Origin of the sequence: Klebsiella sp. 2-CIP_Kleb., assembly GCF_050378715.1 — a bacterium.
Classification (GTDB): Bacteria; Pseudomonadota; Gammaproteobacteria; order Enterobacterales; family Enterobacteriaceae; genus Klebsiella; species Klebsiella quasipneumoniae.
In genome coordinates this window covers 390,606-411,205 of record NZ_JBNRLG010000002.1, presented here as the reverse complement: position 1 = coordinate 411,205, position 20,600 = coordinate 390,606, and the positions used below count along the sequence as shown (strand labels likewise).

The following is a 20,600-nucleotide window of genomic DNA, read 5'->3' as shown; positions in this document are numbered from 1 at the left end:
CCGGGTCCGGTGGGCGTCGCGCCGCCGGGAACCATGTTGATATACCAGGAATTTCCATTTTCCATGCCATCGTTTTCCACTCATTTTACCCGCCTGCTGCAGGGGCTGTTTACCCTGCTGCTGACGCTGTTCGGGCTGCTGCTGGTCACCTTCGCGCTCTCCGCGCTGTCGCCGGTCGACCGCGTGCTGCAGATCGTCGGCGACCATGCCAGTCAGTCGACTTACGACCAGGTTCGCCATCAGTTGGGTCTCGACCAACCGCTGCCGGTCCAGTTCTGGCACTACCTGGTCAACCTGTCCCATGGCGATCTTGGCATCGCCAGCGCCACCGGCCAGCCGGTGCTTCACGACCTGCTGGCGGTCTTTCCGGCAACCCTTGAGCTGGCGACCCTGGCGCTGATCGTCGGCGCGGTACTGGGCATCGTCGCCGGGGTACTGTGCGCCCGTTACGCCGGTTCGCCGTGGGATTTGGCGGTGCGCACCTTTACCCTGTTGGGCAACTCGGTGCCCATTTTCTGGCTCGGCCTGCTGATGCTGGCCCTGTTTTACGCCCGGCTGCAGTGGGCGCCGGGCCCGGGTCGACTCGACGATATTTATCAGTACACCGTCGAGCCGCGCAGCGGTTTTGCGCTGATCGACACCTGGCTCTCCGGCGATACCGCCGCATTTAAAAATGCCATCGGCCATCTGGCGCTGCCGGTGCTGGTGCTGGCCTATTACTCGCTGGCGAGTATCACCCGCCTGACCCGCTCCGCCTGCCTGAGCGAGATGAACAAAGAGTACATTCTGCTGGCGCGGGCCAAAGGGGCCGGAGAGATGACGATTTTGCTGCGCCACGTCCTGCCCAATATCCGCGGCACTCTGCTGACGGTGACCGCCCTCGCCTGGACCTCGATGCTCGAAGGGGCGGTGCTCACCGAAACCGTCTTCTCGTGGCCGGGGATCGGCCGCTACCTCACCACCGCGCTGTTCGCCGGGGATACCACGGCGATCATGGGCGGCACGCTGCTGATTGGCGTGAGTTTTGTGCTGATCAATAACCTGACCGACCTGCTGGTGCGGTTAACCGACCCGAGGGTGCGCTGATGCCGACTTATCTGTTTTTACGCCGTCTGCGCCGATCACCCGCCGCCTTCAGCGGCCTGGCCCTGGTGATCCTGCTGGTGCTGACCGCGCTGTTCGCCCCGTGGCTGGCGCCGCACGATCCCAACTGGCAGGATGCCGCCGCCCGTCTGCAGGGACCTGGCGCGGGGCACTGGCTCGGCACCGACAGCTACGGCCGTGACCTGCTGTCGCGCCTGCTCTACGGCGCCCGTCCGGCGCTGGGTCTGGTGGCGCTGGTAACCGCCATTACCCTGCCCGTCGGGCTGCTGGTGGGTATCCTCTCCGGCTACTATGGCGGGTGGCTGGAGCGAATACTGATGCGGTTTACCGACGTGGTGATGTCGATGCCGCGGTTGATCCTCGCCTTCGCGTTCGTGGCGATGCTCGGCCCGGGGCTGGTCAACGGGGCGCTGGCGTTAGCCCTGACTACCTGGCCGGCCTACGCCCGTCAGGCGCGCAGCGAAATTCAGCGCCTGCGTCATAGCGACTATCTCGCCGCGGCGGAGATGCTGGGCATCCGCGGCGGGCGGCTGCTGGTCGGCCATATTCTGCCGCTATGTCTGCCGTCGGCGATAGTCCGGCTGGCGCTCGATCTGGCGGGTATTATTCTCGCCGCCGCCGGGCTCGGCTTTCTCGGCCTTGGCGCCCGCCCGCCGATGGCGGAGTGGGGAGCGATGATTGCCGACGGGATGCAGGTGATTTTCGACCAGTGGTGGATCGCTGCCATCCCCGGCGCGGCGATCCTGCTCGCCAGCCTGGCGTTTAACCTGCTGGGCGATGGCCTGCGCGATATTCTGGAGCCGCAACATGACTGACATCCGACTGACCGTGCAGGGACTCGCTGTCGACTACCCCACCGCCCGGGTGGTGGACAACGTCAGCTTCACCCTCGGCAACGAGCGGCTGGCGCTGGTGGGCGAATCCGGCTCCGGCAAATCCATGACCGCCCGGGCGCTGATGGGCCTGGTGCGCAAGCCCGGGATAGTGAGCGCCGAACGGCTGGAGGTGCTGGGGCGTGATGTGCTGACCCTTAGCGCCCGCGGCTGGCGCGAGCTGCGCGGCAACGATATCGCTATGGTGCTGCAGGACCCGCGCTATGCGCTGAATCCGGTGCAATCCATTCAGACGCAGCTGGAAGAGGCGTTAACCCTGCATCAGCGTCTCAGCCGCCGCGGGCGCGCCGAGGCGGTCAAAGACGCTATCGCCGCCGTCGGTCTGGAGCTCCCGGTCCTCAGCCGCTATCCCGGCGAACTCTCCGGCGGGATGGGGCAGCGGGTAATGATCGCCCTCGCGCTGCTCAATAACCCGAAGGTGCTGATAGCCGACGAGCCGACCTCGGCCCTTGACGCCCGCCTGCGCAACCAGATCCTCGAGCTGCTGGTGGAGCAGTGCGCGCAGCGGCAGATGGCCATGTTACTGATCAGCCACGATCTGCCGTTAGTGGCCGCGCATTGCGATCGCGTGCTGGTGATGTACCAGGGGAGACAGGTCGACGAGATGCCAGCGCGGGCGCTACCGACGGCGACGCACCCTTATACCCGCACCCTGTGGACCTGCCGGCCGAATGCGCATACTTACGGCCAGATGCTGCCGACCCTCGACAGAACTCAGGACTTTACGGAGACGGCCCATGGCGATCGTTAATCTTCAGGATTTACAGGTAACATTCGGCGCGAAGACGGCGGTCTCCGCCGCCAGTTTCCGTGTCGACGCCGGGGAAACCTTCAGCCTGATCGGCGCCTCGGGCTGCGGTAAATCGACGATTTTGCGCGTGCTCGCTGGATTGCAGCGCGAATGGCGCGGCAGCGTGGATCTACTTGGCCAGGCCATTACGCCGGGCGCCCGCTTTCAGGGCGAGCTGCGGCGCAACGTGCAGATGGTGTTTCAGGATCCGTATGCTTCGCTGCATCCCAACCATACCCTGTGGCGCACCCTGGCGGAGCCGCTGCAGATCCACGGCATCCGCGACGTTGCCTCGCGGGTGACCACCGCCCTTGAGCAGGTGGGTCTGGCCGCCGACGCCGCGCGCCGCTATCCGCATCAGCTCTCCGGCGGTCAACGGCAGCGCGTGGCCATTGCCCGCGCCCTGCTGCTGCGCCCGCAGCTCCTGCTGCTGGATGAGCCGACCTCGGCACTGGATATGTCGGTACAGGCGGAAATCCTCAATCTGCTTAACCGCCTGAAACAGGAGCACGGCATGACCTATCTGCTGGTCAGCCATGATGCCGACGTCATCGCCCATATGTCCGATCGGGCAGCGTTTATGGCGGAGGGCGTGATCCAGCGCTTTTTCGATCGCGACGCGCTGGTCAACGGGGAACACCGAATGAGGTGAAGGCAGCGGATGCGCGGTTGTTTTGTCGGGTGGCGCTTCGCTTACCCGACCTACGATTCGTGCGACCTGCCGTTAATTTACCCACTTGCGGCGACTGAAACTGCCAGTTTTCCCCCTATCCCTATGTATGAAGGGCCGGAGTGAGGCTCGGTTTTCCCCCTCTCCCTGTGGGAGAGGGCCGGGGTGAGGGCAACAGAGCGCACCCTGTCCCCGCTGCCCGGCGCCTTAGCCCGATGCGCCGTTGCTTTGTCGGGTGGCGCTTCGCTTACCCGACCTACGATTCGTGCGACCTGCCGTTAATTTATTCACCAGCCTTGCTGAAACTGCCGGGGCTGGCGGCCTCAAAATCGCTGAGACGTTCCCGGAAGGCCGGGGCAGCCCGCATGGATGCGGGCTGAGGGCCGTGTTTTGCAGGGACGCTGCCTCGGCCCGACCCGAAGCCTGCAGGGATAAGTCGAAGGCACCGCGCAGCGGCGATGTTGCTGGCCGGAGCCCGGGGGTACAGGGGGCGGCGGCGACTGGCCGCCCCCTGTGCGCTCCCTGCGCCATGAGTGACATAACGCAGACGATTAACCGGGAGCGCAAACTACGCTGAAGCCACAGATAACATAAACAACCACACTGCAGTGCTTCCCCTCACCCTGGCCCTCTCCCGGAGGGAGAGGGAACCGTCCGGCTGGCGTTTAGGCCCGGCAAGCGTACTGCCGGATAACGTTATCCGATGCCACTCCCCTACTTCGCCAGGCTGGCAAAGCGGGCGAATACCGCATCAAAAATCGCCAGCCCCTGCGCCACCTGCTCAGCAGTAATGGTGCACGGCGGCACCACGTGAATGCGGTTCTCCACCACAAAGACCAGCAGCCCGGCCTCGGTCAGGGCCCCTTTGATCGCGGCCATGTCGGCGGCAGTCAGCGGCGTTTTTTGTTCACGGCTGCTCACCAGCTCCAGCGCCTGGAACAGGCCGCGACCACGCACCTCGCCGATAATGGCGTGCATCTCCGCCAGCGCCTCGAGACCGGGGCGCAGCACCTCGTTGCCGATATAGGCCGCGTTCTCAACCACCTTCTCCTCTTTCATCGCGTCGATGGTGGCGACAATCGCCGCCATCGCCAGCGGATGGCCGGAGTAGGTCAGCCCGCCGGCAAAAAAGTGGTCGTCAAAATAGCGGGCAATCGGCTCGCTAATCAGCACCCCGCCCGCCGGCACGTAGCCGGCGTTAACCCCTTTGGCAAAGGTCACCAGATCCGGCACCACGCCATCCTGTTCGAAGGCGAACCAGCTGCCGGTGCGGCCAAAGCCGGCCATCACCTCATCGAGGATCAGCACGATGCCAAACTCGTCGGCCAGAGCGCGCACGCCCTGCATATAGCCTGCCGGCGGCACGAGGATCCCGGCGGTGCCGGGGATGGACTCCAGCAGGATCGCCGCGATGGCCGTCGGCCCCTCGCATTCAATGATCCGCCGCAGATGCGCCAGCGCGCGCTGGCACTCCTCTTCCTCGGTCGCGGCGTTGAACTCGCTGCGGTAAAGGTAGGGGTTGAAGAAGTGTATATGGCCGCGGGAGAACTCATTCGGCACCCGGCGCCAGTCGCCGGTGGCGGCGATCGCGCTGCCGGTGTTGCCATGGTAGGAACGATAGGCCGAGAGCACCTTGTCGCGCCCGGTATAGAGCCGCGCCATGCGAATCGCGTTCTCATTGGCATCCGCCCCGGCGTTGGTGAAGAACACCTTGCTGAAGCCCGCCGGCGCCAGGTCGACGATGCGCTTCGCCGCTTCGCCGCGGGCAAGGTTGGCGGTGGCGGGCGCGATGGTGACCAGGGTCTCCAGCTGCGCCTTCATGGCCGCCAGTACCCGGGGGTGCTGATAGCCAATGTTGACGTTCACCAGCTGGCTGCTGAAATCGAGCCAGGTATTCCCCTCGTAATCCCATAGCTCGCAGCCTTGCGCCCCGGCAATCACCAGCGGATGGAGATTGCCCTGCATCGACCATGAATGAAACACATAAGCGCGATCCAGCTGCCGAACTTCATCATTGCTTACCGCGACCTCGTTCTGTAGTGCCAGCTTCATACCCTGCCCTCTCTCATGTCGTTGTGGTTGGCTTCATCATTGGCCGCGGCCGCGCAAAACGGATAGAGCCAGTGCGCGAAAAACGATGTGACACGGTGTCACATCCGCGTCCGCCGTCTGGCCCTGTGCCTTGCCGTCCGGCGTTTTTATAGTGGAGGGACAACCGCACAGGAGAATGAGATGGCAACGAGCAACGTAGTGTTTATCACCGGGGCGACCTCGGGTTTTGGCGAAGCGGCAGCGCAGGTGTTTGCCGACGCGGGCTGGTCGCTGGTGCTGAGCGGGCGCCGCTATCCGCGACTGAAGGCCTTACAGGACAGCCTCGCCGCTAAGGTGCCGGTGCATATTATTGAGCTTGACGTTCGTGACAGCGAGGCAGTGGCTGCCGCCGTGGCGTCGCTGCCCGCCGATTTCGCCGATGTCACCACCCTGATCAACAACGCCGGGCTGGCGCTGTCGCCGCTGCCGGCGCAGGAGGTGGCGCTGGAGGACTGGAAAACGATGATCGACACCAACGTCACCGGTCTGGTGACGGTCACCCACGCCCTGCTGCCGACGCTGATTCGCCATGGCGCCGGAGCGAGCATTATCAATATCGGCTCGATCGCCGGACAGTGGCCCTATCCCGGCAGCCATGTCTATGGCGCCAGCAAGGCCTTCGTGAAACAGTTCAGCTATAACCTGCGCTGCGATCTGCTTGGCACCGGCGTGCGAGTCACCGATCTGGCGCCGGGGATTGCCGAGACCGAATTTACCCTGGTGCGCACTAAGGGCGACCAGGCGGCATCGGATAAGCTCTATCGCGGCACCACGCCGCTGAGCGCGCACGATATCGCCGAGCAGATGTTTTATATCGCCACGCTGCCGGCGCATATGAACATTAACCGGGTAGAGGTGATGCCGGTGCGTCAGGCGTGGCAGCCGTTCGCTATTGACCGGGACTAGACGAGCGCGTGGTTTTTCCCCTGCCGGCGCTGCCGGCAGGGGGTACAGGCCGGTCTAGCGGCTGCTTTGCAGAAACTGCCTGACGCGCTCGGAGTCAGGTTGCGTGAAAAACTTCTCCGGCGGCGCCTTCTCAATCAGCAGCCCCTTCTCCAGAAACACCACCTCATTGGACACCTGGCGGGCAAAATCCATCTCGTGGGTCACCACCACCATGGTGTAGCCCTCGGCGGCAAGGGCTTTCATCACTCCTAACACCTCGTTCACCAGCTCCGGATCCAGCGCCGAGGTCGGTTCATCGAAGAGGATGACTTCTGGCGACATCGCCAGCGAACGGGCGATCGCCACCCGCTGCTTCTGCCCGCCGGAGAGGGTGATCGGGTAGACATCGGCTTTGTGCGCCATGCCGACTTTCTCCAGCTGCTGCATGGCCATGGCCTTCGCCTCGTCCCGCTTCATGCCCTTAACGCGCAGCAGCGCCTCACTGACGTTTTGCTGCACGGTCAGATGCGGCCACAGGTTAAAACTCTGAAACACCATCCCCACCCGCTCGCGGATTTTGGCCAGCTGGCGGTGCGACATCGCCCGGCCGCGCTGTTCATCAATCCCCAGCCGCTGACCGCCGATATGAATTTCACCGCGGTCCGGCTGTTCCAGCCAGTTCATACAGCGCAGCAGGGTGGATTTTCCCGACCCGGACGAACCGAGAATACTCACCACGGTCCCCTTCTCCACCGTCAGGTTAATATCCCGCAGGACTTCCACATTATCGAACTGCTTGGAGACGTTTTTGACGCTTACGGCAATAGACTCAGGCATGGCTCATTCCTCGTTTGGCTCCCCAGGCGGTCAGGCGCTTAATCAGCAGTTCCAGCAGAATGCTGATCGCCCAGTAAAGCCCAATGGCGACGATAAAGGCGTTAAACGGAATAAAATAGGTCGCCTGGACGCTGTTGGCGGCGGCGGTGATCTCCTGAACGGTAATAATGCTCAGGAAAGCGGTGTCCTTCAGGCAGATAATCAGCTGATTGCCGATCAGCGGTAAGGCGGAAGAGACGATATTGGGTAAAATAATCCGCCGAAAAATGGCATAGCGAGAAAAGCCCTGAGCAATCGCCGCTTCAATATACCCGCCGGAAAATACCCGCCGCTGGCTGCGCAATATTTCAAAGAAGTAGGCGCCATGATAAATAATCAGGGCCAATAAACCGGCGGTCCACGGCTCCATGCTAATACCGAGCTGCGGCAGTCCGTAATACAGCAGATAGGCGAGGATCAAAAAAGGGATCGCGCGCATCAGGCTGACAAAGCCAATGATAACCCGGTTAAGGACTTTCTTTTGATATTCACTCAAATAGCACAGCGCAATACCGATAATAAGGGCCGCCAGGGCGGCGGTAATAAACAGTTCGAGGGTCGCGAATAACCCGGCAATAAAGCTATCGCGTACCGACCAGATAACGCCCCACTGATTCATAATACCTCCCGTTGCTAGCGCGCCAGGCGCCTGGCTTTCCGTTCCGCGATCCCCTGCAGCTTCAACAAACAGCCGATGATCGCCACATACAGCAGGCCGGCGGCGAGGATCGGCGACAGCGGCTCGTAGGTGACCGAGGAGATACGGTTGGTCACCCGGGTAAGATCCACCACGCCAATCACGGCGATCGCCGGGCTACCTTTGATCAAAAACGACATCTCATTGACCAGCGCCGGCAGGCTCTCGATCCACATCTGCGGCAGCATGATGTAGCGGAAGTAGGTCCAGCGGCGCATTCCCACCGACTCCGCCGCCTCCCGCTGTTCGCGCGGAAAGGTGCGGAAGGCGTTGCGCCAGATCTCAGCGTTAAACGCCGACGTGTTAAGCGTCAGCGCCACAATCGCGGCCACGTTCTTGTCGAGGTTAATACCCATCGTGGGCAGCGAAAGAAACAGAAACAGCACCAGCGTCACCAGCGGCGTCGCGCGGGCCAGGCTGATATAGACCACCAGCAGCTGGTCGATAACCGGCAGACGCAGCATCCGCACCAGGGCGATCAGCAGCCCCGCCACCACCCCGAAGGCGATAGCGATGGCCGAAATCCAGAGGGTCGTCCATGCGCCTTCGATTAATAACTGCCAGGAAATTGCATCCATGAGGCCCTCCTTCTCAGCAACAGGCGGCGGTCGCCCGCCGCGAAATATTACAGACCGGCAAGCTTATGAAACTGTTCCGGGCTGGTGATCGCCTCGGTGGGCAGGTTGTCATAGGTTTCGCCGAACCATTTTTTCTGCAGCTCGGCGAGCTTGCCGGTCTCCTTCATGTGGTTCATAAACTTGGTCATATAGGCCAGCAGCTGCGGCGAGTTTTTCGGGATCGGCCACGCCATATAGCCAGGTCCGGAGACGGCCAGCCCTTTGGCGAAGACCTTCGGTTTGGCTTTCGCCAGGTCGTTCACCGAGATAACCACGTTAATCACGTAATCCAGCCGCTTATTCGCCAGGTCGGCGTAGGCTTCCGGATAGGAGGGGTACTCCACCACCGGTCCCAGCTTGCCGCCGGTCTTCTCCAGCATCGCCTTCAGCTCCGGCAAACGCGCCAGCAGCGCGCTGCCCGCCTGCACGCCCACTTTTTTGCCGCTGAGATCGGCAATGGTATTTAGCGAGGTATCGCCAGCGCGTTTGACAAAATAGTGCTGTGCAGAGGCCCACGGCGGGGTGAAATCAAAAACCTTCAGCCGCTCATCGGTAATAACCGCCCCGGTTAAGGCCATATCATATTGCCCGGTGGAGACAGCCGCTAATAATCCGGTCCATGGTAATATGCTCTGGTCGACATGAAATTTGGCGTATTTACGTAACTCCTCAAGCATATCCTTGTTAAAGCCATCGGCCTGGCCATTATTCATAAAGTTAAACGGCGCATAATCATCTTCCGTCGCCACTTTCAGGGTGCCGGATTTTTCTATTTCCGGCAGATCGGCCGCGACGGCGTGATAAGAAAAAGCAACCGTTAATACAGCGCTCAGACATATTGATGCCAATGATTTTTTCATTATTTCACCCCTGATGGATTGGCCAGACGGGTTCATTCCAGAACGCGAAAAGGTTTATGCAAAATAGAGGCCGGGAGGTTCCGGTCCACGGCGGCTGAATGCGTTTTTAATGTGGGAGCGTTTTGCAATTCCGTATAGAGCCAGATGGGCCGCATCGCTGTGTCAGATGGCGGAAGGGTGGTATGGAATTTGCTGAGCTTATGGGGTGGTCGCGATGCGTTATTGCCAGAGGAGCCCCGTATGATCCGTCACCTGTTACACGTTGATTTTGAGCCTGGCCGCGGTTTGCAGGAGCAGGTGCGAGAGACGCTGGTGAATGCCATTCTCAGCGGGATCTTCGCCGCCGACACCCCGCTCCCCTCCTGCCGCCAGCTGGCCAGCCAGCTGCGCGTCTCGCGCAACACCACCGCCCTGGTGTTCGAAAGTCTGGTCAACGAGGGCTACCTGATTAGCCGCCCGCGAAGTGGTTACTACCTGCACCCCCACTATCACGATGCTTCACCTGCCGCGGTCGAGAGTGCACCGCAGCGCGAAGCGGCTGCACCACGCTGGGGCGACCGGCTGCAGATGACCCCCAGCCAGCAGGAGTCGATCCTCAAACCGGCGGGCTGGATGCACTACCGCTACCCGTTTATCTACGGCCAGCCCGATACCCGTCAGTTCCCGCTGGCCACCTGGCGCTCGGCGGCGAACTGGCTGCACGGCGGGGTGCGCGACCCGGCGTGGGTCATCGACCATATTGACCAGGATGTGCCGATGCTCATCGAGCAGATCCGCACCCGGGTGCTGCCCAAGCGCGGCATTGTCGCCGCCCCGGACGAAATTCTCATCACCCTGGGCTCGCAAAACGCCCTCTACCTGCTGACCCGGCTGCTGCTCTCCTCCACCACCCGCATTGGCGTCGAAAACCCCTGCTTTCGCGAAGCCATCAACACCTTTCTGCTCGCCGACGCCGAGGTGGTGCCGCACCCGGTGGATGAAGAGGGGATCGTGCTTAACGAACGTCCCTGCGATTACTACTATGTCACCCCCGGCCACCAGGTGCCCACCGGGGTGGCAATGAGCAGCGCGCGGCGTCGCCAGCTGCTGGAGCATGCCGCCCGCCATGACGCGGTGATCATTGAAGATGATTATGACTCGGAGAGTAACTTTACCCTCAACCCGCTGCCGGCGCTGAAGGCCAGCGACCGCAGCGGCCGGGTGGTGTATGTCAGCAGCCTGTCAAAGGCGCTGTCGCCGGGGCTGCGGCTGGGATTTATGGTCGCCGACCCGGACCTGATCGACGAGGCGCGCGCCCTGCGCCGGTTGGTCTATCGCCATCCGCCGACCAACATTCAGTACCAGATGGCCCATTTCCTCGCCCAGGGACATTATGAAACCCATCTGCGGCGCTACCACTACGACTCCGCCCAGCGCTGGGAGCGCCTGCACGCCGCCCTGCAGCGCTATCTGCCGTCCTGTCGCGCGCTGGCGGGGAGCGAACACGCTAACGCCTTCTGGCTGCAGACCCCGGCGCAGATCAACACCCAGCAGCTCACCTGGCGCGCCGCCCACGCCGGCGTGCTGATTGAGCCCGGGGCGCGCCATTTTCTCAGCGCCGCGCCGCCGGATAACTACTTTCGCATGGGATTCCACGCCATTAACCCCGACGCCATCGCCCAGGGGGTGGAGGTCCTGCGCGGCCAGCTGGAGCAGATGGGTTAGCGATATTGTTCGTACTCAACGGCATCGCGCACGCTGAGCAGCGCCGGGCGCAGACTGTCGAAAGGCACCGATCCGAGCGCAACGCGCAGCGCCTGTGGGATCGTGGCGGAGACGCAGAACGGCTCGGCGGTCGACACCGAAATACGCCGTTCCATCAGCGCGTTCGCCAGCCGATCGGCCCGGCTCTCTTCCCCCAGAGGCAGCCAGACGAAGTACGAATCGGGATGACTGACAACGGGAAGCCCACAAAGCACCTCGCGGGCCACCTGCTGCCGCTGTCGCGCATCCTGGCGTTTCTGTGTTTCAAAGCGGGCCACCGTGCCATCTTCAATCCAGGCGCAAATCAGCGAACTTATCAGCGTCGGCGTATTCCACGTCGTGGCCCGGATGGCGCGCTCAATCTCCGGCCGATAGCGCGGCGGAGAAATCACCACCCCCACGCGCAGCCCGGTGGCGATATTTTTCGAAAATCCGGTGACATACACCGTTCTTTCCGGCGCATAGCTGACCACCGGCGGCGGCGGGCGGCTCACCAGCCTGGCGTAAGCCGCATCTTCAATAATCAGCAGATCGTGCTGGCGCGCGAGGTCGGCCAGCGCCTGCCGCTGCCCGGCGTTGAGCACCCAGCCCAGCGGATTGTGCAGCGTCGGCATGGTATACACCGCCCGCACTCGCCGCTGCTGGCACAGCGCATGAAGCGCCTGCAGGTCCGGCCCCTCGGCCCCACAGGGGATGGCCGCCAGCTCCAGATGATAGAGCGCCGCCAGAACCTTGAAGCCCGAATAGGTCAGAGCATCAACCGCCACCACATCGCCCGGACGTAACAGCCCCATAACGGTCACCGCCAGCCCGTGCTGTGCGCCGTTAACGATCAGGACATTTTCCGCGGCCGGCGCAAAGTGTCGGCAGGTCAAATGGCGGGCGATAATGTCCCGCTCGGCGAGCCGCCCGGCGTGAGGCTGATAGCGCAGATGCGAATCAATATCGCCCGCCATCGCCAGCTGCCTGAGCGCCTCGCGCAGCGCATCGCCCTGCGCCGGCAGCGAAGGGTAGTTGAAGTTAAGATCCACGACGTCAGCGGCCACCACCTGCTGATCGACCCCATGCCCCGGCGGCAGCGCGAGGTCGCGCACGAAGGTGCCGCGGCCGGTTTCGCCGCTAACCAGCCCCATCTCTTCCAGTTCACGGTAGACGCGGGTGGCGGTGGCCAGCGAGAGGCGTTCATCGGCGGCAAGGGTACGGTGAGTTGGCAGACGGCTGCCGGCGGGCAGCTGCCCGCTGCGGATCGCCTGCGCGTATCGGTCGACAACGGCTTTGTATCGAGCTTTCATCGTGAAATGTATCTATGACAATAATTTGATTGTATCAGATTGGCCACATTACCATCGCCACTGACGATGCTCAAGCGGGCGCAGCCCAATCAGATAACGCGAGGTTAACGTGGTAGATTCAATATTGGATAAATCGGCGCCCGGTCCCTGGTCCGGATGGTTTCATGGTTTACTGGGGGTGATTATTTTTAGCGGTTCCCTGCCCGCGACGCGGCTGGCGGTGCAGGATATGGATCCGTTGTTATTGACCTTTCTGCGCGCCTCCATCGCCGGGCTGCTTGCCGTCGCCCTGCTGGTCGGCTTTCGCCAGAAACGCCCGCGCCTGGTGCAGCTTGTCCCCCTGATCATCATCTCATCAGGGGTGGTGATCGGCTTTCCCCTGCTCACGGCGCTGGCCCTGCAGCGCATCACCTCGGCGCATTCGATTGTGTTTATTGGTCTGCTGCCGCTGATGACCGCTATTTTTGGCGTGCTGCGCGGCGGCGAGCGTCCGCAGCGCGCTTTCTGGATCTTTTCGCTGCTGGGCAGTCTGCTGGTGATGGGATTCGCCCTGACGCAAAGCGCGGCGACGTCGCTCAGCGGCGATCTGCTGATGCTGGCGGCGGTTATCGCCTGCGGCCTCGGCTATGCGGAAGGGGCGAAGCTGACGCGGGAGCTCGGCGGCTGGCAGGTGATCTGCTGGGCGCTGGTGATTGCCCTGCCGTTGATGCTCCCCGCCTCGCTGATGGTTCAGCCTGCGTCCTGGCATGCCATATCGGCCTCCTCCTGGACCGCGCTCGGCTATGTGTCGCTCTTCAGTATGCTGATCGGTTTTATCTTCTGGTACAAAGGGCTGGCCGCGGGCGGGATCGCCGCCGTCGGCCAGCTCCAGCTATTGCAGCCGTTCTTCGGGCTTGGCCTGTCGGCGGCGCTGTTGCACGAAACCGTCAGCCCCTTGATGCTGGCGGTTACCCTCGGCGTGGTGCTGTGCGTGGTGGGCTCGCGCAAATGTGGCCGCCGGCGGGTTAGCGCAGAGAGCAGGAGCAGTGATTGACCGCCCCTACATCCGCCGTCCCGGGTTTCGGCGGCGTAACCGCTGACCCGGGCTACCACATGACAAACGGCTGGAAACAGGTCGCCCCGCCGGGGATGGCGACCGCCTACAGCGGCCGCGCGTACTGGAGCATCACCTGCAGCAGCACGTTGGCGCCGGCGGCGACGTGCTCCGGCGAGGCATACTCCATTTCGTTATGGCTGATCCCATCCTTGCAGGGGATAAAAATCATCCCGGTCGGCGCCAGGTAGCTCATATACACTGCGTCATGCCCGGCGCCGGAGACGATCGGCCGCGCCGGGTAGCCCAGCCGCTGCGCGGCATCGGCAATGGCCTGCTGGCATTCGCCATCGAAGGGCGCCGCCGGATAGTGGCTCACCTGCTTCAGGGCCACCTGCAGACCGCTTTCCCGCTCAACCTCCGCGATAAACGCCCGCAGCTGGCGATCCATTTCATCCACCAGCGCATCGCTGAGATTGCGCATATCAATGGAGAAGGTGACCTCTCCGGGCACCACGTTGCGGCTGTTGGGCCACACCTGCACGCTGCCGACGGTGCCGCGTCCCTCTTCGCTGCGTCCGGCAATCGCTACCACCTCCTGCATAATGCGGGTCGCCACCTGCAGGGCATCCTGACGCAGGCGCATCGGCGTGGGCCCGGCATGCGACGCCTGACCGGTCACCACGCAGTCGTACCAGCGGATCCCCAGCACGCCCTGCACGATACCGATGGTTTTCGCTTCATCTTCGAGAATCGGCCCCTGCTCAATGTGCGCCTCAAAATAGGCGCCTACGGGATGCTCTCCCGGGGTCTGCTCGCCGATATAGCCGATCTGCGCCAGCGCCTCGCCGACGCTGACGCCCTCTTTATCCGTGACGGCCCAGGTCTCCTCCAGCGGGAAGACCCCGGCAAAGACCCCGGAGCCCATCATCACCGGCACAAAGCGCGACCCCTCTTCGTTGGTCCAGAACACCACCTCAATCGGCGCCTCGGTGGCAATCTGCAGATCGTTGAGCGTGCGCACCACCTCCAGCGCCGCCAGCACGCCGTAGTTGCCGTCAAATTTGCCGCCGGTGGGCTGGGTGTCGATATGGCTGCCAGAGACGATGGGCGGCAGGCTGGGGTTGCGCCCTTCCCGACGCATAAACACATTGCCGATTTTATCGATGGTGACGCTCATCCCGGCCTCCCGCGCCCAGCCAATCACCCGGTCCCGCCCCTGACGGTCGAGGTCGGTGAGGGTCAGACGGCGGCAGCCGCCCTTCGGCGTGGCGCCGATCTGCGCGAGATCCATTAACGACGCCCACAGGCGGTCGCCATTGATGCGCCAGCCGGTGGTGTCGGTGGCGGGGGTAAAAAGTACATCACAGCTCATGGTGGTCTCCTGACATCAAGGTCGCCGCCAGCGCAACCGGCGGTGGGAAAAAAGGCATCAGCGCCTGGTCTTCATCGTGGTGTGTTGCCGCCGGTCAGACGGCCAGGGCCTGCGCGTTGGCGTCAATCGCCAGCTCGCGCCAGCGGTGGCAACTCACCGCATGGCGCTCCGCGACGGATTCCGTCGGCGGCAGGCTCTGCTCGCAGACCGGGCGACGGTGCGGGCAGCGCTCGGCAAAGGCGCAGCCGGGCGGCAAGCGCGCCAGATCCGGCGGCGCGCCGGGAATGCAGTGCAGGGCATCGCCTTTCTTAAGCCCCTCTTTCGGCCGGCTGCCCAGCAGCACCCGGGTATAAGGATGGCGTGGGTGGCGCAGGATCTCACTCATAGAAGCCTCCTCGACGATCCGCCCGGCGTACATCACCGCCACCCGGTCGGCGATCTCCACCGCGGCGCCGATGTCGTGGGTCACAAACACGATCGACAGCCCGCGCTGCTTTTGCTGCTCGCGCAGCAGGATCAGGATCTGGATTTGCACCGTGGCGTCGAGGGCGGTGGTCGGCTCATCCGCCAGCAGCAGCTGCGGGTTACAGGAGAGCGCGAGGGCGATCATCGCCCGCTGGCGCATCCCGCCGGACATCTCGTGCGGGTAAGCGTCCAGCCGCCGCTCGGGGCTGGGAATGCGCACCTGGCGCAGGGCCTCCAGTGCCCTGTCCCGGGCCGCCTGGCGCGACAGCCCTTCGTGGCGACGCAGCCCTTCAATAATCTGCTGCCCAACGGTGTAGACCGGGTCGAAGGCCAGCAGCGGCTCCTGAAAAATCATCGCGCAGCGCCCGCCGCGGTAGCGCCGCAGCTGGCTGGCGCTCATCGTCAGCACCGCGTCGTCACCCACCCGCAGGGTGCCGGAGAGCTCACTGCTCCCCGGCGGGTGCAGGCGCATCAGCGCCCGCAGGGTCACGCTCTTGCCGGAACCCGACTCGCCAATCAGCGCCATCACCTCCCCCTTTTGTACGTCAAAGGAGACCCCGTTGACCGCGTTGATGGTCTGCCCGTCGCGGCGAAAGACGACCCGCAGATCGCGCACATGGACAAAGGCGTTATCCGACATGGCTGACCTCCTTAAGGGGGATGCTCTGATGCCAGAGCGAGGCCGGCTGCGCCATCAGGCAGGCGCTCTGGTGCCCCTCCCCGACCGCCTCCAGCCGCGGTTTCACTTCGGCGCAGACCGCCTTCGCATGCGGGCAGCGGGTGTGAAAGCGACAGCCGCTCGGCGGCGCGATGGGGCTGGGGGGATCGCCGCTCAGCGGCGAGGTCAGGGTGCGGTGTTCCGGGTCCATGGAGGGCATGGAGCTTAACAGCGCCCGGGTATAGGGGTGGGCGGAGGCGGTAAACAGCTGCTCCGCCGGGCCGATCTCTACCACTTCGCCAAGGTACATAACGAGGATCCGATCCGACAGCCAGCGAACCACGTGCAGATCGTGGCTGATAAACACATAGGTCAGCTCGAGGGTGCGTTTTAGCTCCTGCAGCAGCTGCAGCACCTGGGCTTCCACCGATTTATCCAGCGCCGACACCGCCTCATCAAGAATGACCAGCCGCGGCTTCATCGCCAGCGCGCGGGCGATATTCACCCGCTGCCGCTGGCCGCCGGAGAGCGCATGCGGGTAGCGGTCGGCAAAGCGCGCCGGTTCAAGGCCGACGTGCGCCAGCAGATAGCGGGCGTATTCGCTGGCCTCTCTGGCGCTGACGCCGTGGACGCGCTGGCCGAAGGCGATGCTCTCCTCCATGGTCATGCGCGGATTGAGCGAGGCATAGCTATCCTGGAAAACCATCTGCACCTGGCGACGGTAGGCTTTCATGGGCAGACGCGACGAGCCAACCTCCAGCCCGTCGAAGATCAGTTCGCCGCTGTCCTGGGTGAGCAGCTGCATCAGCAGTCGGGCGGTGGTCGATTTGCCGCAGCCCGACTCGCCGACCACCCCCAGGGTTTCACCTTTCATCACCGTGAAGCTGATATCGTCCACCGCCTGGACCACCTCCCGGCCTTTGCCGCCGCGGAAGTACTTCAGCAGGTGATTGACCTTCAGCAGCGGCTGCGCCGGCCCGCCGAGATCGATATTGATAAAGGGTTGCATCGCTTACTCCTTAATCGCCATTGCCGCACGCAGGCGGTCCGCGAGGATATTGAACGAAATGGAGGTGATAAAAATCATCAGGCCCGGCAGGGCGGCCACCCACGGCTGGGTATAGATTGCCGTGCGCAGGGTATTGAGCATCAGCCCCCACTCGGGCTCCGGCGGCCGCACGCCGAGGCCGAGAAACGACAGGCCGGAGGCGAGGATCATGCACACCGAAATCAGCCCGGTGGAGAAGACGAAGATCGGCCCGAGCACGTTACCCAGCACCTGGACGCGGATAATGGTCAATGCGCTGGCGCCGGTGGCCCGGGCGGCGTCGATATAGTCCATATGCCGTACCTGGGCGATCACGCTCTCGGCAATCCGCGCCACCTGCGGGACAAACACCAGGGTCAGCGACAGCAGCGCATTGCCGATGCCCGCCCCCAGCGCCCCCGACAGCGCAATCGCCAGCAGGACCGAGGGAAAGGCATAGAACACATCCACGGTGCGCATAATCACGGTATTGATTTTGCCGCCCATGTAGCCGGCGATGATCCCGATGGCGCCGCCGATAAAAAAGGCGAACACCACCGGGACAATCCCCATAAACAGCGACAGCCGGGTGCCGAGAATCAGTCGCGACAGCATGTCGCGCCCCAGCTCATCAGAGCCCAGCGGGAAGCCGTCGCTGCCGATGGGCTTCAGGCGCAGGAACATTGACGTTTGATAGGGGTCTTTGACGATAAGCCATGGCCCTAACAGCGCCAGGGCCAGCAGCAGCAGGATCACTACCCCCACCACCACGCCGCCGGGATCGCGCAGTAAGCGGCGCAGCACGCCGCGCCAGTAACCTTGCCGGGAAGCGTTGGCCGGCGCGGCCGGGACCGCTTTCGTCGTTGCCGTATCCACCATGGTCAGCTCCTCTTAATGCGCGGGTCGAGGGTGGCCTGCAGAATATCCACCAACAGGTTGAGCAACACGAAAAACAGCGCCAGCACCCAGATAGTACCCTGCAGCAGGGGCAAGTCGCGCTGAAAGATGGCGGTGTTGAGCAGCAGCCCGGTCCCCGGCCAGGAGAAGACGGTCTCCACGAGGATCGAGCCGCCCATCAGATAGCCCACCTGCAGCCCCATCACCGCCAGCGCGGTTGGCGCGGCATTTTTCATGACGTGGACAAAGATGCGCGATTCGTTAAGGCCGCGGGCGCGCAGGCCAACGATAAACTCCTGGCTGAGGATATCGGCTACCTGCGAGCGCACGGTGCGGGCGATAATCCCGGTCGGGATCACCGACAGCGTGATGGCCGGCAGCAGCATGAACTGCAGGTGCGCCCAGTCCCATTGCCAGCCCACCTCGCCTATCGGCCCGCCGCCGGTGGCCGGCAGCAGCGCGAACTTGACGCTGCAGAGGATCACCAACAGCATCCCCAGCCAGTAATGCGGCACGCTGACGCCAAACACCGACAACACCGAGGCCAGACGGTCAATGACGCTGTTGCGAAAATAGCCGGCGACAAAGCCAAACAGGCTGCCGAGGACGAAGCCGATCGCCGTCGCCAGCAGCGCCAGGCGCAGGGAGTAAGCCACTGCGGTCATCACCTCGTCTATCACCGGGCGGCCGGTGGCGACCGACATACCGAGGTCGCCGTGCAGTGCCCGCCACAGCCAGTGGATAAACTGCAGAGGCAGCGGCTTATCAAAGCCGTAGGCCTGCATCAGCGTCTGGCGTAGCGCCTCCGAGGCGTCCGGCGGCATCACCGACACCAGCGGGTCGCCCGGCGCGATCTGCACCAGCATGAAACAGATCACCGCCACCCCAAGCATGGTGGGGATAGCCAGCAGAATGCGGTATAGCAGCGTATTGATCATCGGTTGCCCCTTTCGCGATTACTCTTTTTTGCTCACCAGGCTGAGGTCGATAAACCAGCTCTGCGGTTGCACCACTCCGGTCACCGCGGGCGAAATCGCGCGCGGCCCGACGTCGTGGGCGACAAACAGGAACGGCACCTGATCCACCAGCGCGGCGTGCAGATCGCCGGCGGCTTTATTCATCGCTTCCGGGGTAAAGGCGTGCTTGACGGCGGCGGCGAGTTTTTCCGTCTCTGGGGTGGCGAAGTAGCCCCAGTTGGTCGCCACCGGCGGAAACGCTTTGGCGGTCGAGAAGCGGATCAGGCCAAAATAGGGATCATTGACCGCGGCGCTGACGTTGATCGCGTCGATCCCTTTTGCCGAGGGATCCCGGGCGCCCAGGCGCCAGTTGGTGAACAGGGTGTTCCATTCCACCACTTTAATATCCACATTGAAGAAGCAGCTCTTCAGGCTCTGCTGGATATACTCGTTCATCGGCAAAGGCTGCATCTGCCCGGAGCCGGAGGCCGAGGTGGCCACCGTGACGTGCAGCGGCTTGCCGGCGCTGTATCCAGCCTCGGTCATCAGCTGACGGGCGGCGTCCGGGTCATATTTGATCTGGAAGGTGGGTTTGCCATGCCACGGGCTGTCGGCCTCGTAGACCCCGGTGGCCTCGGTCATGTAGCCGCCGAGGTAGCTTTTCAGCTCGGCGCGGTTCAGACACAGGTTGGCCGCTTTGCGCACCCGAATGTCCTGCCACGGCGATCCTTTTTCAAAGGAGAACTGCCAGGGCCACAGGTGCGGCTGGGTGTTGGCGTAAAGGTGAAAACCCTGAGACTTGATCTGATCGATGGCGTCCGGCGCCGGGGCTTCAATCCAGTCCACCTGCTTCGACAGCAGCGCCGCGGTGCGGGCGTTGGCCTCCGGCAAAGGGATCAGCACCACCTTATCCACCCGGGGAATGCGATCTTTGTTCCAGTAGTCGGGGTTTTTCGCGAGGATCAGCTGCTGACGCGGCACCAGCTTCTCCAGTTTGAACGGGCCGCTGCCCACCGCATGGGCGGCGAAGGCGGTCCATGCCTGTTTGCTGCGCGCGGCGCTATCCCCCGCGCTGGCCGGCACCGCGTCATACTGCTTCTGCCACGCCGTGGGCGAGACAATAAACAGGTTGGTGATGTTGTACGGCAGCAGCGCGTCCGGTTCCGAGGTGGTCAGCGCCACGGTGTGGTCGTCAATTTTCTCCGCGCCGGTGAGGGTCGGCATGCGCGACAGGGTGTTGCCGATCTGCCCCGGGGCGTACTGCGGCGCCGCTTTATTCAGCACCTTATCCACGTTCCAGACGATGGCGTCGGCGTTCACCTCCGTCCCATCATGGAACCTGACGCCCGGACGCAAGGTGAAAATCCAGCGGCTGGTGTTCTGCGGATCGATGTGCCACTCGGTCGCCAGCCCCGGCACCAGACCGCTGGGCTTTTCACCTTGCGACAGATCCCACTCCACCAGCGCGTCGTACAGCGGGATGCCGGTAAAGCGGTTGCCCTCATAGCCCTGATCCGGCTGGCCGAGGGTTAACGGAATATCCGCGGCGGTCATGGCGATCCGCAGCGTGGAGGCGTTGGCAGGTAAGGCGGCGCCCGCCAGGGCCAGTGCGCCGCTCACCGCCACGGCGAGACGACCGGCACGCGAAAATAACGTCTTTTTGTGCATCAC

General features: G+C 63.3%; 19 protein-coding genes. 7 read left to right on the top strand and 12 right to left on the bottom strand.

Annotation, left to right across the window (positions count from 1 at the left end; all coding sequences use genetic code 11):
• Positions 1 to 63: 63 nt before the first annotated feature.
• From ACQUTP_RS09900 to ACQUTP_RS09885, 4 genes are read left to right on the top strand one after another with little or no spacing between them, the layout of a single operon-like run.
• Complete coding sequence (locus tag ACQUTP_RS09900; RefSeq protein WP_049004472.1) at positions 64 to 1,086, top strand: ABC transporter permease; 1,023 nt, start codon at positions 64 to 66, stop codon at positions 1,084 to 1,086.
• Positions 1,086 to 1,919, top strand: a complete 834-nt coding sequence (locus ACQUTP_RS09895; RefSeq protein ID WP_004885647.1) for an ABC transporter permease — start codon at positions 1,086 to 1,088, stop codon at positions 1,917 to 1,919. Before ACQUTP_RS09900 ends, ACQUTP_RS09895 begins: the two co-directional genes overlap by 1 nt.
• Positions 1,912 to 2,748: an ABC transporter ATP-binding protein gene (locus ACQUTP_RS09890; RefSeq protein WP_049004471.1), complete on the top strand. Its 837-nt coding sequence runs from the start codon at positions 1,912 to 1,914 to the stop codon at positions 2,746 to 2,748. Before ACQUTP_RS09895 ends, ACQUTP_RS09890 begins: the two co-directional genes overlap by 8 nt.
• On the top strand, positions 2,735 to 3,439 hold the full coding sequence (locus ACQUTP_RS09885; protein ID WP_004885642.1) for an ABC transporter ATP-binding protein: 705 nt from the start codon (positions 2,735 to 2,737) through the stop codon (positions 3,437 to 3,439). Before ACQUTP_RS09890 ends, ACQUTP_RS09885 begins: the two co-directional genes overlap by 14 nt.
• 732 nt (positions 3,440 to 4,171) lie before the next feature.
• On the opposite strand, the gene ACQUTP_RS09880 is transcribed toward ACQUTP_RS09885, so the two are convergent.
• On the bottom strand, positions 4,172 to 5,509 hold the full coding sequence (locus tag ACQUTP_RS09880) for an aspartate aminotransferase family protein (RefSeq protein ID WP_285755635.1): 1,338 nt from the start codon (positions 5,507 to 5,509) through the stop codon (positions 4,172 to 4,174).
• 180 nt (positions 5,510 to 5,689) lie between these two features.
• On the opposite strand from ACQUTP_RS09880, the gene ACQUTP_RS09875 reads away from it, so the two are divergent.
• The gene (locus ACQUTP_RS09875; protein ID WP_057213863.1) at positions 5,690 to 6,454 is read left to right on the top strand and encodes an SDR family NAD(P)-dependent oxidoreductase; all 765 of its coding nucleotides are present in this window, start codon (positions 5,690 to 5,692) and stop codon (positions 6,452 to 6,454) included.
• A 54-nt stretch (positions 6,455 to 6,508) separates the two neighbouring features.
• Here the strand turns inward: ACQUTP_RS09875 and ACQUTP_RS09870 are convergent, their stop codons facing one another.
• The 4 genes from ACQUTP_RS09870 to ACQUTP_RS09855 are packed head-to-tail and all read right to left on the bottom strand — an operon-like array spanning position 6,509 to position 9,483.
• Positions 6,509 to 7,270 carry an amino acid ABC transporter ATP-binding protein gene (locus tag ACQUTP_RS09870; protein WP_004151676.1) on the bottom strand — a complete coding sequence of 254 codons (762 nt, stop codon included), beginning with the start codon at positions 7,268 to 7,270 and terminating at the stop codon, positions 6,509 to 6,511.
• Positions 7,263 to 7,928: an amino acid ABC transporter permease gene (locus ACQUTP_RS09865; RefSeq protein WP_004885631.1), complete on the bottom strand. Its 666-nt coding sequence runs from the start codon at positions 7,926 to 7,928 to the stop codon at positions 7,263 to 7,265. Before ACQUTP_RS09865 ends, ACQUTP_RS09870 begins: the two co-directional genes overlap by 8 nt.
• Before the next feature lie 14 nt (positions 7,929 to 7,942).
• Positions 7,943 to 8,584, bottom strand: coding sequence for an amino acid ABC transporter permease (locus ACQUTP_RS09860; RefSeq protein WP_002893187.1), 642 nt, complete (start codon positions 8,582 to 8,584; stop codon positions 7,943 to 7,945).
• Positions 8,585 to 8,631: 47 nt separating this feature from the next.
• On the bottom strand, positions 8,632 to 9,483 hold the full coding sequence (locus ACQUTP_RS09855) for a transporter substrate-binding domain-containing protein (protein WP_023319919.1): 852 nt from the start codon (positions 9,481 to 9,483) through the stop codon (positions 8,632 to 8,634).
• 240 nt (positions 9,484 to 9,723) lie between these two features.
• Here ACQUTP_RS09855 and ACQUTP_RS09850 point away from each other — a divergent pair, with 240 nt between their 5' ends.
• Positions 9,724 to 11,187: a PLP-dependent aminotransferase family protein gene (locus tag ACQUTP_RS09850; protein ID WP_096833610.1), complete on the top strand. Its 1,464-nt coding sequence runs from the start codon at positions 9,724 to 9,726 to the stop codon at positions 11,185 to 11,187.
• Here the strand turns inward: ACQUTP_RS09850 and ACQUTP_RS09845 are convergent.
• Positions 11,184 to 12,518 (bottom strand): PLP-dependent aminotransferase family protein, encoded by a 1,335-nt coding sequence (locus ACQUTP_RS09845; protein ID WP_080847288.1) that lies wholly within the window; start codon positions 12,516 to 12,518, stop codon positions 11,184 to 11,186. The two genes, ACQUTP_RS09850 and ACQUTP_RS09845, sit on opposite strands and share 4 nt — an antisense overlap.
• A 124-nt stretch (positions 12,519 to 12,642) precedes the next feature.
• Between ACQUTP_RS09845 and ACQUTP_RS09840 the strand changes: the two genes are divergently transcribed.
• A complete protein-coding gene (locus tag ACQUTP_RS09840) occupies positions 12,643 to 13,551 on the top strand; it encodes a DMT family transporter (RefSeq protein ID WP_094309539.1) in 909 nt (302 codons plus the stop codon).
• Positions 13,552 to 13,657: 106 nt separating this feature from the next.
• Here the strand turns inward: ACQUTP_RS09840 and ACQUTP_RS09835 are convergent, their stop codons facing one another.
• The 6 genes from ACQUTP_RS09835 to ACQUTP_RS09810 form a co-directional block, all read right to left on the bottom strand.
• The gene (locus ACQUTP_RS09835) at positions 13,658 to 14,926 is read right to left on the bottom strand and encodes a Zn-dependent hydrolase (protein WP_032455679.1); all 1,269 of its coding nucleotides are present in this window, start codon (positions 14,924 to 14,926) and stop codon (positions 13,658 to 13,660) included.
• 94 nt (positions 14,927 to 15,020) lie between these two features.
• Positions 15,021 to 16,031 carry an ABC transporter ATP-binding protein gene (locus ACQUTP_RS09830; RefSeq protein WP_017899022.1) on the bottom strand — a complete coding sequence of 337 codons (1,011 nt, stop codon included), beginning with the start codon at positions 16,029 to 16,031 and terminating at the stop codon, positions 15,021 to 15,023.
• Positions 16,021 to 17,058, bottom strand: a complete 1,038-nt coding sequence (locus ACQUTP_RS09825; protein ID WP_017899021.1) for an ABC transporter ATP-binding protein — start codon at positions 17,056 to 17,058, stop codon at positions 16,021 to 16,023. Before ACQUTP_RS09825 ends, ACQUTP_RS09830 begins: the two co-directional genes overlap by 11 nt.
• Before the next feature lie 3 nt (positions 17,059 to 17,061).
• On the bottom strand, positions 17,062 to 17,955 hold the full coding sequence (locus ACQUTP_RS09820; protein ID WP_285755630.1) for an ABC transporter permease: 894 nt from the start codon (positions 17,953 to 17,955) through the stop codon (positions 17,062 to 17,064).
• Positions 17,956 to 17,957: 2 nt separating this feature from the next.
• Complete coding sequence (locus tag ACQUTP_RS09815; protein WP_017899019.1) at positions 17,958 to 18,911, bottom strand: ABC transporter permease; 954 nt, start codon at positions 18,909 to 18,911, stop codon at positions 17,958 to 17,960.
• A gap of 18 nt (positions 18,912 to 18,929) precedes the next feature.
• The gene (locus tag ACQUTP_RS09810) at positions 18,930 to 20,597 is read right to left on the bottom strand and encodes an ABC transporter substrate-binding protein (protein WP_048323285.1); all 1,668 of its coding nucleotides are present in this window, start codon (positions 20,595 to 20,597) and stop codon (positions 18,930 to 18,932) included.
• Positions 20,598 to 20,600: the final 3 nt, after the last annotated feature.